This window comes from Pseudoblastomonas aquimaris (assembly GCF_035481675.1).
In the GTDB taxonomy this organism is placed as follows: domain Bacteria; phylum Pseudomonadota; class Alphaproteobacteria; order Sphingomonadales; family Sphingomonadaceae; genus Alteriqipengyuania_B.
The window spans coordinates 497945-523064 of sequence record NZ_JAYJJW010000001.1 but is presented as its reverse complement, the minus strand read 5'-3'; the positions used below and the strand labels follow the sequence as shown (position 1 = coordinate 523064).

Sequence of the window (25120 nt, the reverse complement as noted above, 5' to 3'; positions counted from 1 at the left end):
AGCACCGCATGGCCAAGGGTACGGGTACCGCAGACGATCCGATCATCATTAAGAAATACGCCAACCGGCGCCTCTACAACACCGGCACGTCTAGCTACATCACGCTGGACGACCTTGCCCAGATGACGCGCGAGAATGTGGAATTCCAGGTTGTCGATGCGAAGAGCGGGGACGATATTACCCATTCGATCCTGACTCAGATCATCATGGAGGAAGAGGCCGGGGGAGAGCAGTTGCTGCCCGTCAGCTTCCTGCGCCAGCTGATCAGCATGTACGGCAATTCGATGCAGGCGCTGATGCCGCCCTATCTCGATGCGTCGATGAAGTTCTTCCGCGAGAACCAGTCCAAGCTGGGCGATACGCTGAAAAGCGGCATGGCGGCGACGCCGCTCGGCAAGCTGCACGAAGCGAACATGGCGATGTTCCGCGCCGCCACAGAAACGCTGTTGCCCGGATCCACAAAGCCGGCGGATCCGGCGCCGACGTCCAAGGACGAGGAACTGGCCGCCCTGCGCAAGCAGATGGCGGCGATGCAGGAACAGCTCGACAAGCTGGCGAAATAGCGCGCCCGCTTCTCGACAGCGGCAGGCCCGCCGCCTAGAGGCCCAGCGCCGCACCAACAGCATTGAACCTACAGGGCCGAACAGCCCCGCACAGGAATATCCCCATGGCCGCCATCCGCCACGCTCTCAACACACGCCGCGAAAGCGATTTCGCCGCCTGGTACCAGGAAGTCATCTCCGCCGCCGAAATGGCCGAGGAATCGGGCGTGCGCGGCTGCATGGTCATCCGCCCGTGGGGCTATGGCATCTGGGAGCGGATGCAGCGCCTGCTGGACGACCGGATCAAGGCCGCCGGCATCGCCAACGCCTATTTCCCGCTCTTCATCCCGCTCGCCAACTTCACGCGCGAGGCGGAGCATGTCGAAGGCTTCGCCAAGGAAATGGCTGTCGTCACCCACCACCGCCTGATCGCCGATGGCGCCGGCGGGCTGGTGCCGGATCCCGATGCGAAGCTGGAAGAGCCGCTGATCGTGCGGCCGACATCGGAAACGATCATCGGCGACGCGATGAGCCGCTGGGTGCAAAGCTGGCGCGACCTGCCGCTGAAGCTGAACCAGTGGGCCAATGTCGTGCGCTGGGAAATGCGCACCCGCATGTTCCTGCGCACCAGCGAATTCCTCTGGCAGGAAGGCCACACCGCCCATGCCACGGCGGAAGAAGCGCGCGAGGAAACCATGCGCGCGCTCGAGATGTATCGCGCCTTTGCCGAAGAGGACGTCGCCATGCCGGTGATCGCGGGCGAGAAGCCGGAGCATGAGCGTTTCCCCGGCGCGGTCGAGACGTGGTCGATCGAGGCGATGATGCAGGACGGCAAGGCTTTGCAGGCCGGCACCAGCCACTATCTCGGCACCAATTTTGCGCAAGCCGCCGACATCCGCTTCCAGGACAGCGAGGGCGGGCAGGCGCTCGCCCACACGGTCAGCTGGGGCATGTCTACCCGCATGGTCGGCGGGCTGATCATGACGCATGGCGACGACGACGGGCTGCGCGTGCCGCCCGCGCTCGCCCCGCAGCAGGTCGTGATCCTGCCGATGCTGCGGGACAAACCGGAAGACGAGGCGCTGGTCGCGTATTGCGAGGAATTGCGCGCGAAGATCGCGGAGCAATCGGCGCTGGGCGAGCCCGTCCGTGTCCTGCTCGACACGCGCCCCGGCAAGGCTGCGGCGAAGCGGTGGGACTATGTCCGCAAGGGCGCGCCCGTCATCATCGAGGTCGGCGGTCGCGACATGGACAACGGCGCCGTCAGCCAGCTGCGCCGCGATGCGCTGTGGGACGAAGCGAGCGGCAAGCCCGCTTTCACCACACCCTCGCGGGAGGAAGCCGCAGCCGGAATCGGCGCGGTGCTGGAGGATATCCAGTCCGCGCTCTTCGCCGCCGCAGCCGCACGCCGCGATGCCAGCATCCGCCGCGACATCGCCACCATGCAGGATCTCGAAGCGTTCTATTCCTCGGGCGAGAAATACCCGGGCTGGGTGGAAGTCCAGTGGGCCAGGCCGACCGGAGCCACGCTTGAAAAAGTGGTCGAGCAGCTCAAGGCGCTCAAGCTCACCGTGCGAAACGTGCCGATGGACGGCGCGCCGGTCGATGGCGCGTGCATCTTCACCGGGGAGCCTGCGGTCGAGCGGATCTACGTCGCCAAGGCCTATTGAGCGCGGGCGGTGGACATGCGCCGCCTGCGACCCCACATGGGCGGCACATGAAAAAACAGAAGAAATACGGCCTGCCGACACGCGAGCAGGTCATCGAATTCATCCAGTCCAGCGATCGTCCGGCCGGCAAGCGCGAAATCGCCAAGGCCTTCGGCATCAAGGGACAGGAAAAGATCGCGCTGAAACGCCTGTTGAAGGACATGGCCGAGGAAGGCCTGATCGACGGCAAGGCGAGCGCATTCCACAAGATGGGCGGCGTGCCCAAGGTCACCGTGCTGAAGGTCGTCGATATCGAGGATGGCGAGGCCATCGCGATCCCGGAAAGCTGGTCTCCCGATGATGCGACACCGCCTCCGCGGCTGCGGCTGGTCGAAAAGAAGAAGCAAGCCGCGTTGAAGCGCGGCGACCGGGTGCTGGCGCGCACCGAAGAGGCCGGTAACGGCTGGCGCGCGCATCCGATGAAGACGCTGCCCAACAAGACCGACGGCCTGCTCGGCGTGGTCGAGCTGGACGGCAGCGGCAAGCCGTGGCTCGCGCCTACCGACAAGAAGATCCGCCAGTCCAGTCCGATCAAGGACCTTGGCAATGCCGGGGAAGGCCAGCTTGTCCTGGCCGAACCCGCGGGCCGCGGCCCGCGCTCCGGCGTGAAGGTGGTCGAAGTCTATGGCGACCCGCTGGCACCCAAGAGCTTCAGCCTGATCGCCATCAGCAAACACGGCATCCCGCATGTCTTCCCCGACGAGGCGATTGCCGAAGCCGAGCTCGCCGCGAAACTGCCGGTCACGGCCGACAAGCGGGAAGACCTGCGCGATTTGCCCATTGTCGCCATCGATCCCGCCGACGCGCGCGACCATGACGACGCGATCTGGGCGGAGCCGGACGGGGAAGGCGGCTACAAGGCGCTGATCGCCATCGCCGACGTGTCCTATTACGTCCGCCCCGGTGGGCAACTCGACCGCGAGGCGAGGAAGCGCGGCAACTCCGTCTATTTCCCCGACCGCGTCGTGCCGATGCTGCCCGAAGTGCTCAGCGCCGACGTCTGCTCCTTGCGCGAAGGCGAGGACCGCGCGGCCATGGCCTGCCACATCCGCATCGCGAAGGATGGCACGGTGCGCGACTGGCGCTTCACCCGCGCGCTGGTGCGGATTTCCGAAGTCATCCCGTACGAGGACGCGCAGGCCCGCATCGATGATGGCAGCGCGCGCGAGAACCTGCAGCACCTGTGGGGGGCGTGGAAACTGCTCGCCGCTGCACGCGCGAAGCGCGACCCGCTGGAACTGGAACTGCCCGAACGCCGCGTGATCCTGGACGACCAGGGCAAGATCGCCGAGATCGCCGTGCGCGAACGGCTCGACGCGCACCGCGTGGTGGAAGACTTCATGATCGCCGCCAACGTCGCGGCGGCCAAGGTGCTTGAAGGCAAGAAGTCGCCCGTCGTCTACCGCGTCCACGAAACGCCGAGCCGGGAGAAGCTGGTCGCCCTGCGCGACCTGCTGAAGATTTACGACCGCAACCTCGCACTAGGCCAGGTGGTCACGCCGGGCCTGTTCAACCGCATGCTGAAGGACGTGACCGACGAGGCGGAAAAGGCGCTGGTGATGGAGGCCGTGCTGCGCACGCAGACGCAGGCCTATTACGGGCCGACCAATGCGGGGCACTTCGGCCTTGCTCTCGGCTCCTACGCCCACTTCACCTCGCCGATCCGGCGCTATGCCGACTTGCTGGTCCACCGCGCGCTGGTCGATGCCTTCGGCCTGGAACAAGCGAAGCCGAAGGCGAAGCTGCCCGCGACCAGCGGCCTGTCCGATCGCGACCGCGAGGACCTGGGCCGGATTGCCGACGCCATCAGCAAGGCGGAGCGCCGCGCGATGGAGGCGGAACGCGACACGATCGACCGCTATGTCGCGGCGTGGCTGGCAGGGCGCGTGGACGAGGTTTTCGAAACCCGCATCACCGGGGTGCAGAGCTTCGGCTTCTTCGCCACGATCCTCGGCCTAGGCGGCGACGGGCTGGTCCCGGTCAGCGTGCTGGGCGACGATTATTATCGCTACGACGAAACGGCACAGAAGCTGGTCGGCGAACGCACCGGCAACAGCTTTGCCGTGGGCGACAAGCTGAAGCTGCGACTGGCAGAGGCGAACCCGCTCACCGGCGCGCTCAAGTTCGAATTGCCCGACGGTGCATCGAAGATCGAACGCCGCGGCGACAGGCCCGCGCCGAAGAAAAAGGGCCGCGGCAAGCACCCCGACGGCAAGCAGAAACACTTGACCGGCCAAAAACACATGACAGGGAGGCGTGGCCGCCCGGGCAACATCAAGCACCAGGGTCGCAAGCGGAAATAGGAACGCTCCGGCCGGCTCGCCCATTGGACCGACAAAGGAGAAGTCCATGCTCAAGCCCAACCAGCCCGTCCCGTCGCTCGACCTGCCGCTCACGATCGACGCGCGCTTCGTGCTCGCCGACCAGTCGCCCGAAAACTTTACGATGCTGGTGTTCTATCGCGGCAAGCATTGCCCGATCTGCAAGAAGTACCTCACCGAGATCGGCGGCAAGCTGGACGAGATTACGAAGCGGGGGATCAACGTCTTTGCGGTGTCGATGGACAGCGAGGAACGCGCGATGGTCAGCCACGAGGATTGGGAAACGCACAACCTGCCGCTGGCCCATTCCATGAGCGAGGACAAGGCCCGCGAATGGGGCCTCTACATATCGTCGAAGCGCGAAGGCAGCGAGGAGCCGGACGTGTTTTCGGAACCCGGGCTTTTTCTCGTGAGGCCGGACGGCACCTTGTTCATGGCGCAGATGCAAAGCGCGCCATTCACCCGGCCGCCGATCGACCAGTTGCTCGACAATCTCGATTTCGTGATGGAGAACAATTACCCGGCGCGCGGCGACCTTACCTGAGCCGATTGGTCCGGGCGTCGCTCAGGTTTCCGCAGTCGCGCTGACACCTTCGGGCACGATGATTAGCGGGCAGGGCAAGGCGGAGGCGTTGGCCGCGAAGTGCGTCACCAGCGGCCCCGGATTGCCCGCGCCTGCCGCGCCCAGCACCAGCGCGGTGACCTCTTCGTGTTCGGCGAGGTATTCGGCAATCACCTCTTCGGGCGGGCCCATCTTCACGCTGATCTTGGGCATCCGCCCGCTTTCGGAAAAGAGGTTTCCGGCCGCGCTCATGGCTTTTACCTCGGCCCGGTCGCGCGCCTCTTCCTCGATGGTCGCCTGGATACCGCCGAACGCGACGAAGTCCTGCTTTGGCGCCACGGCCAGGATCTGCACCTGTCCATTGGTCGCAAGTGCGCGGCGGCCTGCGAAACGCAGCGCGGTCTGCGCCTCTGCCGTATCGTCCAGAACCACCAGATAGGTTCGCATGGCAATCCTCCCGATCCCTCTTGCATAGCTATGCGTGCGGCGGTCCGCCTATGCAAGACCTTGCCCGCAAAGGCGCAATCGGCCAAAGCATCGCCGATACCGGTTTGACCCGAAAGGACGTTACGGCACCCATGGCAATCGCGATCAAGATGCCCGCGCTTTCCCCGACGATGGAAGAAGGCACCCTGGCCAAGTGGCTGGTGAAAAAGGGCGACAGCGTTGCCGCCGGCGACATCCTCGCCGAGATCGAGACCGACAAGGCGACGATGGAATTCGAAGCCGTCGATGAAGGCACGATCGCTTCCATCGAGATCGACGAAGGCACGGAAGGCGTGAAGGTCGGCGCGGTCATCGCGATGCTGGCCGAAGACGGCGAGGACCTGGACGCAGCGGCATCGTCCGGCGGCGGGGAAGCCGAAGCAGCGCCTGCCGCTGAGAAGGCGGACGCCTTTGGGGAAACGAAGGCCGAGCCTGCCAAGGCGGAGCCCCGCGAGAGCGCAGAGCCCGCCCGCGCTCCCGCTGCATCCTCCCCGGCACCGGCGCCCGACGGGAAACGCATCGTCGCTTCGCCGCTGGCCCGGCGGATCGCAGAGCAGGAAGGCATCGACCTGTCCGGCGTGACCGGCTCCGGCCCCAACGGCCGCATCGTGAAAGCGGACCTCGAAGGCGCGGCGAAGGGCGCGGCTCCCGCTCCCACACAGAGCATGGACAAGCCCGCCACCCCGGCAAGGACTCCGGCGGAAAGCGAATTCGGTGCGCCGTACGAGGCGACCAAGCTCAACAACGTGCGCAAGGTCATCGCCCGCCGCCTCACCGAAGCGAAGCAGACCGTGCCGCATATCTACCTGACGGTGGACGTGCGCCTCGACGCGCTGCTCGACCTGCGCAAGCAGCTTAACGCCAGCCTTGAGGCTGACGGCGTGAAGCTGTCGGTCAACGACCTGCTCATCAAGGCGCTGGCCCGCGCGCTCGCCCGCGTGCCGAAATGCAACGTCAGCTTCCAGGGCGAGGAGCTGCACGAATATTCGCGCCAGGATATCTCCGTCGCCGTGGCAGCGCCCAGCGGCCTCATCACGCCGATCATCACCGATGCCGGGCGCAAGGGCCTCGCGCAGATCAGCACGGAAATGAAGGAGCTCGCCGGCAAGGCGCGCGACGGCAAATTGCAGCCGCACGAATATCAGGGCGGCACGGCCAGCCTTTCCAACCTCGGCATGTTCGGTACCAAGCAGTTCGACGCGGTCATCAACCCGCCGCAGGGCATGATCCTGGCGGTGGGCGCGGGCGAGCAGCGGCCGTATGTCATCGACGGCGAACTCGGCATCGCCACGGTGATGAGCGCGACCGGCAGCTTCGACCATCGCGCCATCGACGGTGCCGACGGGGCGCAGCTGATGGAAGCGTTCAAGACCTTGTGCGAAAACCCGCTCGGAATGCTGGCCTAGGCCGTGCGGCTGACCGCGATCCTGCTTGCCGCGACGCTGGCGGTGCCCCCGACCGCGCAGGAGTGGGAGGCGCCGCCGGTGGTCCCCGACCCCGTCGCCGTAACCATCGGGCTCGACGGGCCGGACATGGATGCCTGCGGCGGCGTGGGCCGCACCATGAGCGAGGATTTCAGCACCGACGCGACGCTCGCCGTCGTCGCGGCGCCGGCAGAGCATGCGGACACGCTGGACGAATTGCCCGAACGCTCGCTCGTCTGGCTGTGCGAAGGCCGCGGCGAATGGCAGGGCATCGTCTATCCCAGCGGCGACTTCCAGGAACTGGGCGACTGTCGCGTGTCGTCACCTGTCGCAGAGGAGCGCGCCTATGACGGGCCGTGCAAGGCCGGCTGGGTGAAAGCGGTCAATATCGTGCTGACTGCGGGCTAGCCTGCCGGAGAGGAGAAACGGAATGCGCGAATTCGTGACCATCGGGGCGATCGCCGCTCTCGCCGCGTGTTCGCAGGGGCAGGATCTCGGCGAAGCGGAAGCCGATGCGCAAGTCGGGCCGGCGGCCGCAGAAGCCACTACCTCAGCGCCGTCCGGCGAGCCTTCGATGGCTTACGACGGACCCATTCCGCGACCGATCAAGATTGGTGGGGAGGCGGATATGGACGCCTGCGGCACCGCGGCCAAGGTCGCCAACCTCAATCCGGACGGCGACAATTACCTATCCGTGCGCGATGCGCCGAGCGTGGAAACGAAAGAGCGCGACCGGCTCGATCCGGACCAGATGGTCAGCGTGTGCGACACGGCGGGCGAGTGGTCCGGCGTGGTCTATTCGAAAGACAGCGAACAGGCCAAGGACTGCGGCACCGGTACGCCCGTGGCGACGGAGCAGAACTATTCCAGCCCCTGCGCGCAAGGCTGGGTGAAGTCCGAATACCTCGAGATGGTGGCCGGCTGATCGTGGAAGTGCGCCAGCCCTTGATCCGCGTCACCGCCATGCCGGCGGACACCAATCCGTATGGCGGGGTGTTCGGCGGCTGGCTGATGAGCCAGATGGCGCTCGGCGCAGGGTCGCTGGCGAGCCGGGTGGGACAGGGCAAGGCGGTCGTCGTCTCCGCCACCGATTTCGCCTTCCCCGGCGCGATGGCGGTGGGCGACGAGCTGAGCGTCTATTGCGACCTCGCGGCCACCGGGAACACCTCGCTGACCGTGAGGGCAGAGGCCATCGCGCGCGAACGCAACGGCGAGGCGGAGACGATGGTGGCCAGCGGCACCTTCAAATTTGTTCTTCTGGACGAAAACGACAGACCGCGCGCGGTGGATGCCGCCACGCTTTCTGCAAATGATTAGAGAGATTTATGGCTGATACCAATTACGACGTCATCGTTCTCGGAAGCGGCCCCGGCGGCTATGTCGCGGCGATCCGCTGCGCGCAGCTGGGGCTGAAGACCGCCATCGTGGAGCGGGAGAACCTGGGCGGCATCTGCCTCAACTGGGGCTGCATCCCGACCAAGGCGTTGCTCCGCTCCGCCGAGGTCATGCATTACATGCAGAACGCCGGCGATTACGGCCTGAAAGCGCAAGGGATCGAGGCCGACCTGGACGCCGTGGTGAAGCGCAGCCGCGGCGTGGCGAAGCAGCTGAGCCAGGGCGTCACTCACCTGATGAAGAAGAACAAGATCCCCGTCCACATGGGGGAGGGCACGATGACCGGCGCCACCTCGATGACGGTGAAGGGCCAAAAGGGTGAAGAGAAGCTGACCGCCAAGCACGTCATCCTCGCCACCGGTGCACGCGCGCGCGACCTGCCCTTCGCCCCGGCGGACGGCAAGCGCGTCTGGACCTATCGCACCGCGATGACCCCGCCCGAAATGCCGACGAAACTGCTGGTCATCGGCAGCGGTGCGATCGGGATCGAATTCGCCAGCTTCTACAACGACATGGGCGCCGAAGTGACCGTGGTCGAAATGCTCGAGCGGATCGTGCCGGTGGAAGACGAGGAGGTGTCCGCCTTCCTCGAAAAGTCGCTCACCAAGCAGGGCATGACGATCCGCACGGGAACGGGGCTCGAAGACCTGAAGGCCTCCGACAAGGGCGTGACCGCGAAGATCAAGGGGAAGGATGGAAAGGTCGCGACCGAAGAGTTCAGCCACGCCATCGTCGCCATCGGCATCCAGCCCAACACCGAGAATATCGGCATCGACAAGCTGGTCGAAATGGACCGCGGCTTCATCCAGATCGACGACTATGGCCGCACGAAGACCAAGGGCCTGTGGGCGATCGGCGACTGCGTGCCCGGCCCGTGGCTGGCGCACAAGGCCAGCCACGAAGGGGTGTGCGCGGCGGAAAGCATTGCCCAGGAACTGGGCAACAAGGACGTGCACCCGCATGCGCTGGACAAGCGCAACATCCCCGGCTGCACCTATTGCCACCCGCAAGTCGCCAGCGTCGGCCTGACCGAGGCGAAGGCGAAGGAAGCGGGGCACGAGGTGAAGGTCGGCAATTTCCCCTTCATCGGCAACGGCAAGGCGATCGCGCTGGGCGAGGCGAACGGCTTCATCAAGACCGTGTTCGACGCGAAGACCGGCGAACTGCTGGGCGCGCACATGATCGGCGCGGAAGTGACCGAACTGATCCAGGGCTATGTCGTCGGCAAGACGCTGGAGACGACCGAGGCAGAGCTGATGAACACGGTCTTCGCCCACCCGACCTTGAGCGAGATGATGCACGAAAGCGTGCTCGCGGCCTACGGCAAGGCGATCCACATCTAGTGGAGGGGCGGGGCACCCACAGCTACCTGCCCGATCCGCGCAACGCGGCGATCCTGATCGACGTCAACGGCGAGCACTTTGCGCGCGAGGAAGCGAAGGTCAGCGTCTTCGACAGCGGGTTCATGCTGGGCGACGGCGTGTGGGAAGGTATCCGCCTCCACCGCGGCCGGCTGGCTTTCCTCGACCGGCACCTCGACCGCCTTTACCGCGGGGCGAAAGCCATCGCGATGGACATCGGGGTCGACCGGGCGGAGCTGGAGCGGCGGCTTTACGCCGTGCTCGATGCCAACGGGATGGACGATGGCGGCGCGCACCTGCGCCTGATGGTGACCCGCGGCATCCGCTCCACGCCGTACCAGGACCCGCGCGTGGTGGTGACGCCGGCGACCATCGTCATCATCCCCGAATGGAAGGAGCCTGCACCGGAAACCGCGACCCGCATGCTCGATCTCGCCACGGTGCACGTGCGGCGCGGCTACCCCGACGTGCAGGACCCGATGCTGAATTCGCACAGCAAGCTGAACTGCATCACCGCCTGTATCCAGGCGACGCAGGCCGGGGCGGACGAGGGGCTGATGCTCGACCCACACGGCTTCGTCGCCACCTGCAATTCTACCCACTTCTTCATCGTGCGCGATGGCGAGGTGTGGACCAGCAGCGGCGATTATTGCCTCGACGGAATCACCCGCGGCGTGGTGCTGGAAATCGCGCGGGCAGCGGGCATCCCGACCTTCGAACGCAATTTCTCTCTCACCCACGTCTACGGCGCGGACGAAGCCTTCACCACAGGCACCTTCGCCGGGGTGGCTCCGGTCGGCACGGTCGACGGCCGCGTGCTCGACAAGGAGCGCGGGCCGATGGTGGAACGCTTGCAGCAGCTTTATCTCGAGCGGATCGGCGCCGACGTTTCGGCACGAGAGCGCCCCCTTCGGCAAAGCTCGGGACAGGCGTGACGGTCCGCATCGCCATGTGGTCGGGCCCGCGCAATATCTCGACCGCGATGATGCGCAGCTTCGGCGCGCGGAGCGACTGCGCGGTATCGGACGAGCCGTTCTATGGCGCGTACCTCAAGCAAAGCGGCGCGCAGCACCCGATGGCTGCGGAAACCATCGCCGACATGGATTGCGACTGGCAATCGGTGCTTCGCGCGCAGTCCGGGGAGGCGCCGGGCGGCGCACCCGTCTGGTACCAGAAGCACATGCCGCATCACATGGTCGGCCCGGTTTCCATCGACGACATGCCGGGCCACCGCCACGCCTTCCTGATCCGCGCGCCGGAGCGGGTCGTGGCGAGCTATCGCAAGAAGAACGAATTGCGCAGCGTCGAGGAGCTCGGCTTTGCGCAGGTGCGCGACTATTTCGAGCGGGAGGCGGACCGGCTGGGAAGCGCGCCGCCGGTGGTCGATAGCGACGCCATCCTCGCCGCGCCTGCCGCCGTGCTGGCGAAGCTGTGTGAGGCGGTGGGCATTGCCTGGGACCCGGCAATGCTGGGCTGGGCCAGGGGGCCTCATGCAGAAGACGGTGTTTGGGGCGCGCACTGGTACGATGCGGTGAACGCCTCGACAAGTTTCGGGCCGCCACCGCGCGATATGCCCGATCTGGACGGCGAATATGCGCGGGCGGCGGAGGCCTGCCGGGCGGATTACGAAGCGCTCGCGCGTCACGCTATTTCGGCTTGATTGTGCGCGCTGGCGGCAGGGCACGCGAAACCCTTCCGCGCCCTGTCCGTTGGTGGGGCAAGGAGTATCCCATGACCGACAAAACGAACGAAGACAGCAAGACGATCAAGGACCATCGCGCGCTGATGAACCAGGGCTCGACCACGCCGAGCCGCTATCCGAAGGAAAAGACGGAGCAGTACCGCGAACTCACGACTTTGCCGGAAGATCGCGAGAAAAAGTCTGACGACTAACCGATCGCGCGCATCATCTCCGCGCAGATGATCGCGCCATAGGTCCCGACCGCATAGCCGAGGACGGCCAGCAGCACGCCAACCGGTGCCAGCGCCGGATGGAATGCTGCGGCGACGACCGGTGCGGAGGCCGCGCCGCCGACATTTGCCTTGCTGCCCACCGCGACGAAGAAAAACGGCGCCCGGATTATCTTGGCGACCGCGAGCAGCAGGATGACGTGCACCAGCATCCAGATCAGCCCGACCGCCATGAAACCGGGCGCATCGCCCAGCTGCAGAATGTTCATCTTGGTGCCGATGATCGCGACCAGCATGAAGATGAATACCGTGCCGAACTTCGATGCGCCGACGCCTTCGAGGTCGCGCGCCCGCGTGAAACTGGCCCCCAGGCCCAGCGTAGTGGCGACGACCACGACCCAGAAGAAGCTGCTGGCGAGCACGCTTTCGGGGCCCAGCAGATCGGCGAAAAACGCTTCCAGCCCCGTACCCACGAGGTGCGACAGCCCGACCACGGCAAAGGTCGCGCCCAGAAGCAGGACCAGATCGTTGGCGCTGGCAACCCGCTCGACCGAGGCGGTGTAGTTGGCCATCTTGTCGCGCAACCGGTCGATGGCGCTGCTGTCGGCGCCGAGCCAGCGGTCCACCCGCTCGCTGGCGCCGGCGCCGTAGAGCAGGAAAACCATCCAGATGTTCGCGACGATGATGTCGACTGCAATCAGCGCTGCATAGCGGCTCTCGTCGTAGCCATAGACCTCCAGCATGGCAGTCTGGTTCGCGCCGCCGCCGATCCAGCTGCCCGCCAGCGTGGCAAGCCCGCGCCAGGCCGCCGTATCGCCGGTGCCGATGATCGAGGGGTCGAACTGCGCGACCGTCCACAGCGCGATGGGCCCGCCGATGATGATGCCGAGCGTCGCCGTGCCGAACATGATGAGCGCCTTCGCCCCCAGGCCGATGATGCCCTTCATGTCGATGCTGAGCGTCATCAGGAACAGCGCGGCGGGCAGGAAATAGTCCTTGGCGGCGGGCCACAGCTGGCTTTCGCTCACGTCGATCAGCCCGAAGGTCACCATCAGCGACGGCACGAGATAGCAGACGAGGATGATCGGCACGAAAGTATAGAACTTCGCCCAGCCCGCGCGGCCACGCGTCGCGAATACGAAGGCGAGCACGGCTGCAAGCAGCCCGAAGATGATCCGGTCGTCTGAAATCACGTTTCGAAGCCCCTCCCAAGGCATCGTTCAATGGTCTGGCGGACAGGGTGGGATTCGAACCCACGAAGGGCTTGCACCCTTGCCGGTTTTCAAGACCGGTGCATTCAACCGCTCTGCCACCTGTCCGCGAGCAAAGCCCCGCTAGCGAGGCGGGGCGCGCTTGTCACCCGCTTGCTGCACAGCGGCGTTTGACACAGGCCTGAAGGGCGGGAAAGAGGGCGTCGCACTGGGTCAAGGGCCGCAAGGCCGATAGGGAGGCGTGCGTGCCCGTCTGGCTGATCAATATTCTCGGTATCGTGGCGATCCTGGCGATCGCGTTCCTGCTGTCGGTCGGCAAGCGGCGGATCCGCCTTCGGATCGTGGGCGCGGCCTTCGCGCTTCAGGCATTGCTCGCCTTTCTGGTCTTGCGCACCGAGTGGGGGCGCGCGGCGATTGACGGGATGGCGCGGGGGGTCTCCGCGCTGCTCGGCTATGCCGATGCGGGCACGGCTTTCCTGTTTGGGCCGCCCGACACCAACCCCTTCGTGAACACCTTCGCGCTCGCGGCATTGCCCGTCATCATCTTCTTCGCCTCGATCATCTCGATCCTCTACCACCTCGGCATCATGCAACGCATCGTGCGCTGGGTGGGCGGGGCGATCGGCTGGATCACCGGCATCAGCCGGGTGGAGGCGCTCGCCAGCGCGGCCAACATCTTCGTCGGCCAGTCCGAAAGCCCGCTGGTGGTCCGTCCCTATCTCGCCGCCCTTACGCCCAGCCGCCTGTTCACCCTGATGAGCGTCGGCATGGCCGGGGTCGCCGGAACGATCCTTGCCGCTTACGCCGGCCTGCTCGGTTCGGAATTCCTGCCGTACCTCCTCGCCGCCGCCTTCATGTCCGCCCCCGGCGGCATCCTGATGGCGAAGATCATCATGCCGGACGACGGCGAGCCCAGCGCCGCCGCAGAAGGCGAGCTTGCCCTGCCGAACAAGCGGGTCAGCGGGGAAGGGCCGGCGGCCATTACCGAGCGCCACGCCTCGCACGATCACGAACTGGCGGAAGCCACGGCCGACGACGAGCGCGCATCCAACATCATCGAGGCTGCCGCACAAGGCGCGCAGACCGGCCTCAAGCTGGCGGTGGCAGTCGGCGCGATGGTGCTGGCCTTTGTCGCCCTCGTCGCGCTGGCCAACGGGTTACTCGGCGGGATCGGCGGCTGGTTCGGCTATCCCGACCTTTCCTTCCAGGCCATCCTGGGGACCATCTTCGCGCCCGTCATGTGGCTGCTCGGCATTCCGTGGGGCGAGGCCCAGGTCGCGGGAGGGCTGTTCGGCACCAAGATCGTCCTCAACGAATTCGTTGCCTTCATCGAGCTCAAGGATCTGGCCGAAGGCGCGCTGAGCGAACGCAGCCGTGCAATCGCCATTTTCGCGCTGTGCGGCTTTGCCAATTTCAGCTCGATTGCGATCCAGATGGCGGTGACGGGCGGGCTTGCGCCCAATCAGCGCCCGGTCATCGCGCGGCTTGGCCTGCGCGCGCTGGCGGCCGGCTCGCTCGCCAATTTGATGAGCGCGGCGCTTGCAGGTCTGATGCTGGCGTAATATCGGGCCGGGCATGACCCAGATTGCCTCCGTTTCGCTCGCCAACCCGCTCGAAGACTTCGCCGACGAGCTCGGCCGCAGCTTTTCCGAGTACGGCTTTGCCATCGTCCGCGACCACGGGATCGACCAGGACCTGATTGCCCGCGCCGAAGCGAAGAGCCGCGAATTCTTCGCGCTGCCCGACGAAACCAAGCGCGCCTACAAGATCGAAGGCGGCGGCGGGGCGCGCGGCTACACGCCGTTCGGCACGGAAAAGGCCAAGGACGCGTCGATCCACGATCTGAAGGAATTCTGGCACGTGGGCCGCGACTTGCCCGAAGGCGACCCGCTCGCCGAATTCATGCCGCCCAACGTCTGGCCGGGCGAGGTGGATGGCTTCGAGGACACATTCCGCGAACTTTACGCCCAGTTCGAGGAAGCCGGCGCAAAGATACTCTCGGCCATCGCCATCCATCTCGGCCTGGAAAGGGACTGGTTCGCGCCGACGGTGGACAAGGGCAATTCGGTCATGCGCCTGCTCCATTATCCGCCCGTCGAAGGCAGCGAGGGCGCAATCCGCGCTGCCGCGCACGAGGACATCAATACGATCACCCTGCTGCTCGGCGCGGAAGAGGCTGGCCTCGAACTCAAGAGCCGGGAGGGGGAGTGGATCCCCGTCTCCCCGCCGCCGGGCGCGCTGGCCGTCAACATCGGCGACATGCTGCAGCGCCTGACCAACTACCGCCTGCGCTCGACCACGCACCGCGTGGTGAACCCCGTCGGCGAGGCGGCCCACCGCTCGCGCTATTCGATGCCGTTCTTCCTGCACTTCCGGCCCGATTTCCGGATCGAACCGCTGGCAAGCTGCGTGGCCGATGGCGACGAAGCACCGGAACCGATCAGCAGCCACGATTACCTGCTGGAACGCCTGCGCGAGATCAACCTGGCCTGACGTTTCGGCCAGCCGGGCGCAGCGGCCGCAATTTGTGTTGCAATGCAGCAACGGTGCGAAAAAGAAACCCGTCACAACCGTCAAAAACGGGGGTCAGGCGCTCCCTGAACCTAGCCTGTCACATAGGCGACACATAAAGGCTCCCTAGCCGCCCTCGACGCGATTTCGATTCGCGCGACGATAGCATTTCAAGGGAACGTATCGCCATGAAGCTCAAGTATCTCCTCGCAGCCAGCGTAGTCAGCCTGTCGGCTGCCGCCGCGGCGCTGCCCACTGCCGCCGCCGCGCAGCAGATCACCTCCGGTGTCGAAGGCACCGTCGAAAGCGCAGACGGGGTTCCGCTTGCCGGCGCGACCGTCACCGTCACCGACACGCGTACCGGCCAGACCCGCAGCGAAACGACGTCCTCGGAAGGCCGCTTCTTCTTCGACAACCTGACCCCGGGCGGCCCCTACACGGTCACCGCGACCGCCGCCGGCTACGAAGGTCAGTCGGTCGAAGAGCAGTTCATCACGCTGCAGGGCAACACCGACTACACCTTCTCGCTGCAGGGCTCGGTCGATGACGGCAACATCATCGTCGTGACCGGTTCGCAGGTGCAGGCCACCCAGCTCGCCGTGGGTCCGGGCACCGCATTCGGTTCGGAATCGCTCGAAGCATTCCCCTCGATCACTCGCGACGTGCGCGACATCATCGCCATCGACCCGCGCGTCTCGATCGACCGTGACAACGAGGTCGACCGCATCTCCTGCCTCGGCGGGAACGACCGTTCGAACACCTTCACCGTCGACGGCATCGTCCAGGCAGACGTCTTCGGCCTCAACGGCACGCCGTTCGCAGCGCGTAACTCGCTGCCGCTGCCGTTCGACACGATCCGTGAAACTTCGGTCGAGTTTGCACCGTTCGACGTCGAATACACCGACTTCACCGGCTGTCTCGTCAACGTGGTGACCAAGTCGGGCGCCAACCAGTTCCACGGCAGCGCCTTCTTCAACTTCCGCAACGAAGACCTGCGCGGCGATTCGATCGACAACGTCGACTTCATCCCCGCCGAGTTCGAAGAGAAGCGCTGGGGCGCCACGCTGTCCGGCCCGATCATCCCCGATCGCCTGTTCTTCTTCGCCGGTTACGAAGAAACCGATCTTGGCGGTTCGAATGACTTCGGTCCGCGCGGCGCCGGCTTCCCGAACGAGGCCACCTTCGTCAACATCGACCAGTTCAACGAATTTGCCCGCATCGCCCGCGATGTCTACGGCCAGGATGTCGGCGAATATCCGCGCGCCCTGCCGGAAGCGAGCGAGCGCTACTTCGGCCGTCTCGACGCGCTGATCACCGACGATCACCGCCTCGAATTGAGCTACCAGCGCCTCGAGGAAACCAACGTCGAAAGCGACACCGGTTTCAACGAACTGACCGGCCTCAACTCCTTCGAAGACGAAGGCACGATCTCGGACTACTACTCGGCCCGCCTGTATTCGGACTGGACCGACAACATCTCAACCGAGCTGCGCGTCAGCCGCGCCGAAGTGGGCGACGTCCAGGGTCCGGTCGGCTTCGGTGAAGCGCAGAGCGACAATCCGACCGTGCGCCTCGTCGTCCTGTCGCCCGACGGTGTCGGCGGCAACACCGACAACGGCTTCCTGTCGACCGGCCCGGGCATCTTCCGCTCGGCCAACCAGCTCGACAGCAAGGTCGACCAGGCGAAGTTCCAGGTGAACGTGCGCGCCGGCGAACATCAGCTCAAGCTGGGCGCCGACATCAACGACCTCGAAGTCTACAACCTGTTCGCCATCAACGCGACCGGTACGCTGTTCTTCAACAGCTTTGCTGACTTCGAAGCCGGCCTCGTTGCGCCGGGCTCGTTCTCGAGCGTGTTCTCGAACCCCAACAACCTCGCAAGCGGTCGCCTTGGCGGCGGGACCATCCGCGCCAGTTCGACGGGCGACATCAACGATGCGGCTGCCCGCTTCAACCGCACGATCTTCTCGGTTTATGCGCAGGACGAATGGCAGGCGACCGATCGCCTCAACATCACGGCCGGCGTTCGCGCCCAGTTCTTCAGCGGAGATGCCCCGCGTGAGAACCCCGAGTTTATCCGTCGCTACGGCTTCTCCAACGCCGTCGCGTTCGACGATCTCGATCCGCTGATCCTGCCGCGTTTCGCAGCCACTTACGAACTCGATGATGGCGGTTTCTTCTACGATACCCGCGTCACCGCAGGCGTCGGCCTGTTCTCGGGCGGCGATCCGGTGGTCTACTTCTCGAATGCGTTTTCGAACGATGGTTTTGCCAGCGGCGAAGGCGACACCTTCGATGGCGAATGCGCCGGGCTACTCGATGCCAACGGCCAGTTCGATGTCGTGACGGGTGGCCAGTTCACCGGCTTCCCGCAGTGTGCACGTCAGGCGGCTATCAACGAAGCGGCTGGTGGCCTGTCCGACACGCAGTCGACGGATCCCAACTTCAAGGTCCCGCAGGCCCTGCGTGCGAACCTTGGCCTCGCCACGCGCTTCGGCACGGGTGATGGGTTCCTCGACAACTGGACGCTGAATGTGGATTACATCTACAGCCGCTTCCTCAACACGCTGAACTTCGTCGACCTGTCGCAGACCCCCGACATCGACGAAGGGCTGAACGGCTTCACCGTGGACGGTCGCCCCATCTATGCGGCGATCGATCCGACGGCTGCAGGCTGCTCCGCCACGCTGCAAGGTACGGGCGGCACTCCGCCGGTATACGACAACGTGACCAGCGCGTGCTTCAACACGCGGCGCGACGACGAAATCCAGCTGACCAACGGCCCGGATTACGAAAGCCACGTCGTGTCCTTCATCCTGGCGAAGCGCTTCAACGGCGGCTTCCTCACCGAAGGCGGTTCGACACGCGTCAGCCTGGGCTATGCGTTCACCGACGCCGACAACTTCCGGAACACCGGCAGCTCGACCGCAACCTCGTCCTACGACGTGACCGCCGCGTTCGACCGCCAGGCTCCGGCCGTGTCGACCTCGAACTACGAAACCCGTCACAAGTTCTCGGCTGCCTTCTCCGTTCGCGAAGAGCTATTCGAAGGCTACCGTACGGGCTTCGGCATCAACTTCCGGGCGCAGTCGGGCAACCCGTACTCGATCACCTTCGCCGGTGGCGGCGTGTTCAACGACAGCTCGTCGGGCAACAACAACGCGCTGCTCTACATCCCGTCGGACATCAACGATCCGAACGTGGTGTACGAAGACTCGCGGTTCCAGACTGCGGAAGAAACGCGCGACTTGCTCGATGCCTACATCGACGAGAACGACTGCATCGCCGAATACCGGGGCCAGTCGATCCCGCGCAACACCTGCCGCGACGACTGGTTCTTCGATCTGGACCTGCGTCTCAGCCAGCAGCTGCCGGGGCCGGGCAACCTGATCGGTATCGACGACCGGTTCGAACTGTTCGCGGACTTCGACAACTTCCTCAACCTGCTCAACGACAGCTGGAACGTGCGCCGCACCCGCAGCGACTTCGTGAGCCTGGTCGAAGGCGGTGTCGACGATGACGGTCGCTACGTGGTTTCCGACTTCGATCCGTTCGATCAGGAATTCATCAGCACCAGCTCCTCGATCTGGCGCATCCAGCTCGGCGTCCGGTACGAGTTCTGATCGGATGACCATCTCGATCGCCAAGAACTCCTTGCGCACGATCACAATGGCGGCGGCCCTCTCGGGGGCCGCCGCTTGCGTATCTGCACCACAGGAAATTGCCTCCACCGGCTCCGCACCCGAGGCGCTGCGCGGCTATTACGCGCAGCTCGAACGCACCACGGACCTGCCGCGCATGACCACGCCCGCGCTGGATAGCTCCCGCGCCATCACCCGTTTCGCCTTCGGCAGCTGCAACCACCAGCAACGCAGCCAGGATGCCTGGCCCGTCATCGGCAGCTTCGACCCGCAGCTGTTCCTGGCCATCGGCGACAACGTCTATGCCGATGTCGGCTACCGCGGCGCGGCAGACCTCGCGACTTTCGTCGATGCCTACCGACTGCAGGCGAGCCATGCGGAATTCGCCAGCTTCGTCGGCGCAGTGCCCACATTCGCCACGTGGGACGACCACGATTTCGGTCCCAACGATTCCGGCGGCAGCTTTTTTGCAAAGGAATGGTCGGAGACGATCTTCGAGAATTTCTGGGCCAGCAACGACCGGGTCCGCTCGCGTCCCGGCGTTTACGACAGCTTCACGGCGGGCCCCGCCGGGCAGCGCGTCCAGTTCATCATCCTCGACACGCGCTTCTTCCGTACCGATTTGACCGAATACCCCTATCAGGAAGAGCGTCGCCTGCTCGGCGGCTATGCCTTCGCCAGCAATCCCGGCGATTCCATGCTGGGGGCGGAGCAGTGGCGCTGGCTGGAGCAGGAGCTGGCGAAGCCTGCCGACCTGCGCATCGTCGTCTCCTCGATCCAGGTGCTGACCGAGGCGCATCACTTCGAAAGCTGGGCCACGATGCAGCTGGAACGGCAGCGTCTGCTGCAAATGCTGGGCAACCGCGCGGCATCGGGCATGATCCTGCTGTCGGGCGACCGTCATTCGGGCGCTTTCTATAGCCACCGGCCGGAGGGGATGGAGGAGGAATTCCGCGAATTTACCTCGTCCTCGCTCAACCTCGCTTTCGTGAGCGACGATGCCGACACGCGGGAGCCCGATCCGCGCCGCTCATCCTCGATGATAACGGAAGAAAACTTCGGCCTGCTCGACATCGACTGGTCGGCCCGTCGCGTGGCGATGCGGCTGATGGACGACGAGGGGCAGGAAATCGTAGGCGAAACCTACAGCTTCTGAGACCGGCGGATCGTCACCGGAAAGGGCGGCGGGGCAGGGGCCCTGCCGCCCTTTTTAGTGCGTGTCGTCGATCATTCATTTGCAGGACGGGTACGATGTGACATCACGGTCCGCATGATCTCTATCGCCCGCAAACTCCTCGCCTTTCTCTCCCTCGCTCTTGCCCCCGCTCTGGCTTTGCCAATCGCCGCTTCGGCGCAGGACATGAGCTTCGATGCCTATATGCAGATCGTCGCCGGCAAAGCGCGCGCGCAAGGGGTGAGCGAGACCACAATTTCCAGCTATCTCTACGACCTGACGCCCAATTCCCGGGTGATCGAGCTCGACCGCGCCCAGCCCGGATCGCCGAGCCGGAGCGGCTATCCCGCCATGGCGCCCTACATCAATACTCACGTCAACCCGACCCGCATCGCCCGCGGGCGCGATATGTATGGCGCGACCTACCAGACCCTGATGCAGGTCGAGCGTGAATACGGCGTACCGGGCGAGATCATCATGGCGATCTGGGGGCACGAGACAAATTACGGCGGCTATCGCGGCAATTTCGACCTCGCCCGTTCGCTTGCCACGCTGGCATGGGAAGGGCGTCGCCGCGACCTGTTTGAAGGCGAGCTGATCGCGCTGCTCAAGATCGCCGACCGCGGCATGCCGCGCTCCAAGCTGGTCGGCAGCTGGGCCGGCGCCTTCGGCAACCCGCAGTTCCTGCCGAGCGTTTACCTCCGCCTGGCGGTGGACGGAGACGGCGACGGCATCGCCAACATCTTCGACAACCGCACCGATACGATCCATTCGATCGCCAACTATTTCCGCGATTCCGGCTGGCGCCCGGGCATTCCGTGGGGCGTGCGCGCCTATGTGCCGAGCAATGTCTCCCCGGAGGCCTACGCAACCGATCTGACCTCTCCCGTATGCGAGCGGGTGCACGAGCGGCACAGCCAGTGGAAGACCGTCGGCGAATGGAAACGGCTCGGCATCCAGCCCCAGCGCCCGCTGGCCGACGACGTGCTCGCCAGCCTGTTCGCGCCCGACGGGCCGAACGCGCCGCAGTACCTCTTAACCGGAAATTACAGGGTTATCCTCGAATATAACTGCTCGAACTACTATGCGATGAGTGTGGGGCTACTTGCAGATGAGATTTCCCGTTGAGCGTTTCGCGCGCCTGTCGATCCTGGCGTTAAGCACGTCGTTGGCCGCCTGTGCCGGCGGCGCAGACAATCCGGGCACATCGTACAGCGCCCCGCTGCCACGCACGGGGCCGGCAGCCGATTACCCGCTGGTCGTCGGCGAACCCTACCGGATCGACGGCTTGCTGTACGAGCCTGTCGACGTCCTCAATTACGACGAAGTCGGCTATGCCGCTGCGGACGATATGGGCGGGGAGGGCATCACAATCGCCCACCAGACGCTGCCCTATCCCAGCTATGTCGAGGTCACATCGCTCGAAACCGGCAAGACGATCCTCGCGCGCGTGGAACGGCGCGGACCGATGGTGAACGGACGCATCGCCGCCCTGTCGCCCGGTGCGCTGACGGCCCTAGGCGCAAGCGACGGCACGCCCGTGCGCATCCGCCGGGTCAATGCGCTGGAAGAAGATCGCGCGTTGCTGCGCCAGGGGCTGGCCGCCTCGTCCCGCATGGACACGCCGATGTCGCTGGTCGAGGTGCTGAAGCGCAAGCTCAATGCACCGGCCAGCGTCCCGGTGCGCCCCGCGCCGCCGCAACAGGTCGCCGTGGCGCCGAGTACCGCCGCGCCCGCACCTGCACCCGCGGCAGCAGGTAATACCGTCCCCGCACTGGCCCCGCTGGCCGTGCCGCAGCCTTCGGAACCAGCCGAAGCCCCGCCGCCGCCGGCGCCCGTAGCAAGCGAGACAGCCGGGCTGTTCGTCCAGGCCGCATCCTTTTCCACCGACGACCGTGCTGCCCGGGCGGCCACCGTCCTCGGCGGAACGGTCGAGCGCTCCGGACGCTATTTCCGTGTGCGGACCGGCCCTTTCGCAAACCGTGGAGAGGCCGAAGCCTCGCTCGCCAAGGTGCGGGCAGCGGGTTATAGCGACGCGCGTATCGTCACAACCGACTGACTCGGCCATCCGATGGGCGAGCGGTCCCGAAGGGAAGCCGCGCCATCTTCCGGCCGAAACAATCCGCCTGCCTGATCGCCTGCCTCCTCCTGTGCGCGTGGCCCGCCACCGCGCAGGTGGGCGACCAGGCATCGCCGGGCGAGCTTCCGCCCAGCGCCTCCGCAGAGGAAGTGCCGATCGTCCTCCTGCTCGACGTGTCGACCAACCAGACGCTGGCGGCCCGCAATTCCGACCGGCGCTTCATCCCGGCCTCCATCACCAAGGTGATGACCGCCTACGTCGCGTTCGAGAAGCTCGCGGCGAAGCAGATCGACCTGCGCCAGAGGGTAGTGGTGAACGCCGACATTGCCGAGGAATGGGGCGGGGTAGGCTCCACCATGTTCCTCGAAGTCGGCGACGTGGCCACGGTGGAGGAACTGCTGCGCGGGATCACTGCGGTCTCCGCCAACGACGGCGCCATCGTGCTGGCCACCCATGGGGCCGGCTCGGTCGACAAATGGGTCGCGGAGATGAACGCCGCCGCGCGCAAACTGGGCATGCGCAATAGCCATTTCGGCACACCCAACGGCTGGATGGATGGCGGCGCGACTTTCACCACGGCGCGCGACCTCGCCATCCTCGCCAAGGCGCTGACGACCCGCCATCCGGCGCTCTACAACCACTTCTTCGGGCGCGAGGGTTTCTCTTTCAACGGCATCGCGCAGGCCAACCACGATCCCCTCGTCGGCAAGGTAGAAGGCGCGGACGGCATCAAGACCGGCTTCACCAACGAAGCGGGGTACGGCTTCCTCGGTTCCGCGATCCGCGATGGCCGCCGCCTGGTGGTCGTCACAGCGGCCGCACCGACCGGGCGCGGGCGGAACAAGGCCGCGATCGACCTGGTGGAATGGGGCTTCGACGCATTTTCCACCAAGCGGCTGTTCGCCAAGGACACCTTGGTGGGTGCGGCGGAAGTGCAGAACGGGGCGAGTGCGACGGTCGATCTGGTGGCCGAGCAGCAGATCCACGCCTCTCTGCCGCGCGGCACCTCCGCCAGCGACGTGTCGCTGTCGATCAAGTATCTCGGCCCGATCCCGGCACCGGTGGCCAAGGGCGAGCAGATTGCCGAGCTGGAGGTCAGCATCGCAGGGCATGGCAGTCACCGCATCCCGCTCGTCGCGGCGGAAGACGTGGCGGAGGCCGGTTTCTGGACGCGGCTGTGGAACGGTGTGCGGGGCATCGTCACGTGACGCGCGGCGTATTCATCGCATTCGAAGGCGGGGAAGGGGCGGGCAAGTCCACTCAGGCTCGCCTTCTCGCTCAAGCCCTCGCCGAGCGGGGCATCGCGGCGGAACTGACCCGCGAACCGGGCGGGACGCCGGGTGCGGAGGCGATCCGCGACCTGCTGCTCGATCCCGCCGGGGCAGGTTGGGAACCGCGCGCGGAGGCGCTGTTGTTTGCCGCCGCCCGCTCCGACCATGTCGAACGCCGCATTCGTCCCGCGCTGGAGGCGGGGCGCTGGGTCATATGCGACCGCTTCATCGATTCCACCCGCGCCTACCAGGGCGGCGGTGGCGGGCTGTCCGATGGCGACATCATGGCCCTGCACGAAGTCGGCAGCGGCGGCCTGCTGCCCGACCTAACCGTGCTGCTCTCGCTCCCGGCAGACGACGCGGCCGAGCGGCTCGCCGCGCGCGACGTCGACGGCAGCGACCGCATCGGCGGGCGCGAAATGAAATATCACGCGCGGGTGGCTGCCCGCTTCACGCAGATCGCCGCGGACGAGCCGGAGCGCTTTGCAGTCATCGACGGCAGCGGCAGCGCGGACACCGTGCATGCCCGGATCCTGCAGGTGATCGAGCCCCTGCTGGAAGGCCGCGCATGAGCGCCGCGCGTCATCCGGAAGCCTGGTCGCAATGGCAGGCCGCGCTGGGCGGGGCGCGGCTGCACCACGCATGGCTGCTCGCCGGGCCGCAGGGTCTCGGCAAGGGAAGCTTCGCCGATGAAGCCGCCCGGGCGCTGGTGGGCGCAGATGGTGACGGCGCACATCCCGATATCCTCCACCTCACCCACCTGCCCAAGGACGACAAGGAGCAGAAGAAGAAGGACGACGGCAAGCCGTTCGAGCTCAAGCGCAACATCACGATCGACCAGGTCCGCGCGGTCCAGCGCCGCATCACGACCCGGCCCACGCTGGGCGACCGCCGCGCTATCATCGTGGAGCCGGCGGACGACATGGAGCGCGGCGCTGCCAACGCCTTGCTCAAGAGCCTGGAGGAACCGCCCGCGGGGACCTATTTCCTGCTCGTTTCCCATCGGCCCGGCCGATTGCTGCCGACGATCCGCTCGCGCTGCCGCACCTTGCGTTTCGCCCCGCTCGAAGACGATGCCGTGGCGCGGCTCGTTGCCGAAATGGCGCCCGACGCAGACCGCTTTGTGCGTGACGCAGCGGTGGCGGCTGCGGCTGGCTCTCCGGGAGCGGCCGAGCGCTTCATCGCGCTCGACCTCGCCCCGCTCCACGCCATCATGGTCCGCCTGCTGTCCGATCCGGACCCGCAGCTGGTCCTGCGCGGGCAACTTGCGGCCGCCATGGGCCAGCGACCGACGCGAGAGCGGCAGCTGGCGGCCATCGACCTTGCGCGCAGTGTGCTGGCCGGCGCCATGCGCGAAACCGGGCCCGCGGATCTCGGAAAGCTGGCCGATGCCTATGCCGCGGTCGTCCGCCTTGGTGAGCAGGCGCCGACCTACAATTTCGATCCCGGCCTGCTGGTGATGGAAATCGGTAGCTTGCTCGCATCGGCGGCGGCGGATAGGGAGGCGGCCTGACCCCGCAC

Annotated in this window: 23 protein-coding genes and 1 tRNA gene; 21 read left to right on the top strand and 3 right to left on the bottom strand. The window is 65.9% G+C overall.

Annotated elements, in window-relative coordinates; all coding sequences use genetic code 11:
- Positions 1 to 8 precede the first annotated feature (8 nt).
- The 4 genes from phaR (at position 9) to VCJ71_RS02510 (ending at position 5116) form a co-directional block, all read left to right on the top strand.
- Positions 9 to 563: a polyhydroxyalkanoate synthesis repressor PhaR gene (phaR, locus tag VCJ71_RS02525; protein WP_324638841.1), complete on the top strand. Its 555-nt coding sequence runs from the start codon at positions 9 to 11 to the stop codon at positions 561 to 563.
- Positions 564 to 667: 104 nt separating this feature from the next.
- On the top strand, positions 668 to 2212 hold the full coding sequence (locus tag VCJ71_RS02520) for an aminoacyl--tRNA ligase-related protein (protein WP_324638839.1): 1545 nt from the start codon (positions 668 to 670) through the stop codon (positions 2210 to 2212).
- Positions 2213 to 2259: 47 nt separating this feature from the next.
- Complete coding sequence (gene rnr / locus VCJ71_RS02515; RefSeq protein ID WP_324638838.1) at positions 2260 to 4554, top strand: ribonuclease R; 2295 nt, start codon at positions 2260 to 2262, stop codon at positions 4552 to 4554.
- 46 nt (positions 4555 to 4600) lie between these two features.
- Positions 4601 to 5116 (top strand): peroxiredoxin-like family protein, encoded by a 516-nt coding sequence (locus VCJ71_RS02510; protein WP_324638836.1) that lies wholly within the window; start codon positions 4601 to 4603, stop codon positions 5114 to 5116.
- A gap of 21 nt (positions 5117 to 5137) precedes the next feature.
- Here the strand turns inward: VCJ71_RS02510 and VCJ71_RS02505 are convergent, their stop codons facing one another.
- The gene (locus VCJ71_RS02505) at positions 5138 to 5581 is read right to left on the bottom strand and encodes a universal stress protein (protein WP_324638834.1); all 444 of its coding nucleotides are present in this window, start codon (positions 5579 to 5581) and stop codon (positions 5138 to 5140) included.
- 131 nt (positions 5582 to 5712) lie between these two features.
- Between VCJ71_RS02505 and VCJ71_RS02500 the strand changes: the two genes are divergently transcribed.
- The 8 genes from VCJ71_RS02500 (at position 5713) to VCJ71_RS02465 (ending at position 11693) form a co-directional block, all read left to right on the top strand.
- Positions 5713 to 7026: a pyruvate dehydrogenase complex dihydrolipoamide acetyltransferase gene (locus VCJ71_RS02500; protein ID WP_324638832.1), complete on the top strand. Its 1314-nt coding sequence runs from the start codon at positions 5713 to 5715 to the stop codon at positions 7024 to 7026.
- 3 nt (positions 7027 to 7029) lie between these two features.
- Positions 7030 to 7452 carry a hypothetical protein gene (locus VCJ71_RS02495; RefSeq protein WP_324638830.1) on the top strand — a complete coding sequence of 141 codons (423 nt, stop codon included), beginning with the start codon at positions 7030 to 7032 and terminating at the stop codon, positions 7450 to 7452.
- Between the two features lie 22 nt (positions 7453 to 7474).
- Positions 7475 to 7969, top strand: coding sequence for a hypothetical protein (locus tag VCJ71_RS02490; protein WP_324638828.1), 495 nt, complete (start codon positions 7475 to 7477; stop codon positions 7967 to 7969).
- A 38-nt stretch (positions 7970 to 8007) separates the two neighbouring features.
- The gene (locus VCJ71_RS02485) at positions 8008 to 8361 is read left to right on the top strand and encodes an acyl-CoA thioesterase (RefSeq protein WP_416379154.1); all 354 of its coding nucleotides are present in this window, start codon (positions 8008 to 8010) and stop codon (positions 8359 to 8361) included.
- Between the two features lie 8 nt (positions 8362 to 8369).
- A complete protein-coding gene (lpdA, locus tag VCJ71_RS02480) occupies positions 8370 to 9782 on the top strand; it encodes a dihydrolipoyl dehydrogenase (RefSeq protein WP_324638823.1) in 1413 nt (470 codons plus the stop codon).
- Positions 9782 to 10735: an aminotransferase class IV gene (locus tag VCJ71_RS02475; RefSeq protein ID WP_324638822.1), complete on the top strand. Its 954-nt coding sequence runs from the start codon at positions 9782 to 9784 to the stop codon at positions 10733 to 10735. Before lpdA ends, VCJ71_RS02475 begins: the two co-directional genes overlap by 1 nt.
- Positions 10732 to 11460: a sulfotransferase-like domain-containing protein gene (locus VCJ71_RS02470; RefSeq protein ID WP_324638820.1), complete on the top strand. Its 729-nt coding sequence runs from the start codon at positions 10732 to 10734 to the stop codon at positions 11458 to 11460. Before VCJ71_RS02475 ends, VCJ71_RS02470 begins: the two co-directional genes overlap by 4 nt.
- Positions 11461 to 11531: 71 nt before the next feature.
- Entirely contained in the window at positions 11532 to 11693 is a 162-nt protein-coding gene (locus VCJ71_RS02465) for a hypothetical protein (protein WP_324638819.1), read from the top strand.
- On the opposite strand, the gene VCJ71_RS02460 is transcribed toward VCJ71_RS02465, so the two are convergent.
- Positions 11690 to 12904 carry a DUF819 family protein gene (locus VCJ71_RS02460; RefSeq protein ID WP_324638817.1) on the bottom strand — a complete coding sequence of 405 codons (1215 nt, stop codon included), beginning with the start codon at positions 12902 to 12904 and terminating at the stop codon, positions 11690 to 11692. The genes VCJ71_RS02465 and VCJ71_RS02460 overlap by 4 nt on opposite strands.
- Before the next feature lie 36 nt (positions 12905 to 12940).
- A tRNA-Ser gene (locus VCJ71_RS02455) sits at positions 12941 to 13030 on the bottom strand.
- A gap of 137 nt (positions 13031 to 13167) precedes the next feature.
- Between VCJ71_RS02455 and VCJ71_RS02450 the strand changes: the two genes are divergently transcribed.
- From VCJ71_RS02450 to VCJ71_RS02410, 9 genes are all read left to right on the top strand, one after another.
- Positions 13168 to 14484: a NupC/NupG family nucleoside CNT transporter gene (locus VCJ71_RS02450; protein ID WP_324638816.1), complete on the top strand. Its 1317-nt coding sequence runs from the start codon at positions 13168 to 13170 to the stop codon at positions 14482 to 14484.
- Between the two features lie 13 nt (positions 14485 to 14497).
- Entirely contained in the window at positions 14498 to 15415 is a 918-nt protein-coding gene (locus tag VCJ71_RS02445; protein ID WP_324638815.1) for an isopenicillin N synthase family dioxygenase, read from the top strand.
- Between the two features lie 206 nt (positions 15416 to 15621).
- The gene (locus VCJ71_RS02440) at positions 15622 to 19056 is read left to right on the top strand and encodes a TonB-dependent receptor (RefSeq protein ID WP_324638814.1); all 3435 of its coding nucleotides are present in this window, start codon (positions 15622 to 15624) and stop codon (positions 19054 to 19056) included.
- A gap of 4 nt (positions 19057 to 19060) precedes the next feature.
- Positions 19061 to 20230: an alkaline phosphatase D family protein gene (locus VCJ71_RS02435; RefSeq protein ID WP_324638812.1), complete on the top strand. Its 1170-nt coding sequence runs from the start codon at positions 19061 to 19063 to the stop codon at positions 20228 to 20230.
- Positions 20231 to 20344: 114 nt separating this feature from the next.
- Positions 20345 to 21376 carry a lytic murein transglycosylase gene (locus tag VCJ71_RS02430; RefSeq protein WP_324638811.1) on the top strand — a complete coding sequence of 344 codons (1032 nt, stop codon included), beginning with the start codon at positions 20345 to 20347 and terminating at the stop codon, positions 21374 to 21376.
- Positions 21360 to 22307 (top strand): SPOR domain-containing protein, encoded by a 948-nt coding sequence (locus VCJ71_RS02425; protein ID WP_324638810.1) that lies wholly within the window; start codon positions 21360 to 21362, stop codon positions 22305 to 22307. The genes VCJ71_RS02430 and VCJ71_RS02425 overlap by 17 nt, the downstream gene beginning before the upstream one ends.
- Positions 22308 to 22423: 116 nt before the next feature.
- Positions 22424 to 23536, top strand: a complete 1113-nt coding sequence (locus VCJ71_RS02420) for a D-alanyl-D-alanine carboxypeptidase family protein (RefSeq protein WP_324638809.1) — start codon at positions 22424 to 22426, stop codon at positions 23534 to 23536.
- On the top strand, positions 23533 to 24171 hold the full coding sequence (gene tmk, locus VCJ71_RS02415; protein WP_324638808.1) for a dTMP kinase: 639 nt from the start codon (positions 23533 to 23535) through the stop codon (positions 24169 to 24171). The genes VCJ71_RS02420 and tmk overlap by 4 nt, the downstream gene beginning before the upstream one ends.
- Positions 24168 to 25112, top strand: a complete 945-nt coding sequence (locus VCJ71_RS02410) for a DNA polymerase III subunit delta' (RefSeq protein WP_324638807.1) — start codon at positions 24168 to 24170, stop codon at positions 25110 to 25112. Before tmk ends, VCJ71_RS02410 begins: the two co-directional genes overlap by 4 nt.
- Positions 25113 to 25120 lie beyond the last annotated feature (8 nt).

Coding starts and splice junctions, on each gene's coding strand:
- VCJ71_RS02410 (WP_324638807.1), top strand. CDS start 24,168: ATGAGCGCCGCGCGTCATCCGGAAGCCTGGTCGCAATGGCAGGCCGCG.
- VCJ71_RS02445 (WP_324638815.1), top strand. CDS start 14,498: ATGACCCAGATTGCCTCCGTTTCGCTCGCCAACCCGCTCGAAGACTTC.
- VCJ71_RS02430 (WP_324638811.1), top strand. CDS start 20,345: ATGATCTCTATCGCCCGCAAACTCCTCGCCTTTCTCTCCCTCGCTCTT.
- VCJ71_RS02510 (WP_324638836.1), top strand. CDS start 4,601: ATGCTCAAGCCCAACCAGCCCGTCCCGTCGCTCGACCTGCCGCTCACG.
- rnr (WP_324638838.1), top strand. CDS start 2,260: ATGAAAAAACAGAAGAAATACGGCCTGCCGACACGCGAGCAGGTCATC.
- VCJ71_RS02440 (WP_324638814.1), top strand. CDS start 15,622: ATGAAGCTCAAGTATCTCCTCGCAGCCAGCGTAGTCAGCCTGTCGGCT.
- VCJ71_RS02435 (WP_324638812.1), top strand. CDS start 19,061: ATGACCATCTCGATCGCCAAGAACTCCTTGCGCACGATCACAATGGCG.
- VCJ71_RS02465 (WP_324638819.1), top strand. CDS start 11,532: ATGACCGACAAAACGAACGAAGACAGCAAGACGATCAAGGACCATCGC.
- VCJ71_RS02425 (WP_324638810.1), top strand. CDS start 21,360: ATGAGATTTCCCGTTGAGCGTTTCGCGCGCCTGTCGATCCTGGCGTTA.
- VCJ71_RS02520 (WP_324638839.1), top strand. CDS start 668: ATGGCCGCCATCCGCCACGCTCTCAACACACGCCGCGAAAGCGATTTC.
- VCJ71_RS02485 (WP_416379154.1), top strand. CDS start 8,008: ATGCCGGCGGACACCAATCCGTATGGCGGGGTGTTCGGCGGCTGGCTG.
- phaR (WP_324638841.1), top strand. CDS start 9: ATGGCCAAGGGTACGGGTACCGCAGACGATCCGATCATCATTAAGAAA.
- lpdA (WP_324638823.1), top strand. CDS start 8,370: ATGGCTGATACCAATTACGACGTCATCGTTCTCGGAAGCGGCCCCGGC.
- VCJ71_RS02490 (WP_324638828.1), top strand. CDS start 7,475: ATGCGCGAATTCGTGACCATCGGGGCGATCGCCGCTCTCGCCGCGTGT.
- VCJ71_RS02505 (WP_324638834.1), bottom strand. CDS start 5,581: ATGCGAACCTATCTGGTGGTTCTGGACGATACGGCAGAGGCGCAGACC.
- VCJ71_RS02500 (WP_324638832.1), top strand. CDS start 5,713: ATGGCAATCGCGATCAAGATGCCCGCGCTTTCCCCGACGATGGAAGAA.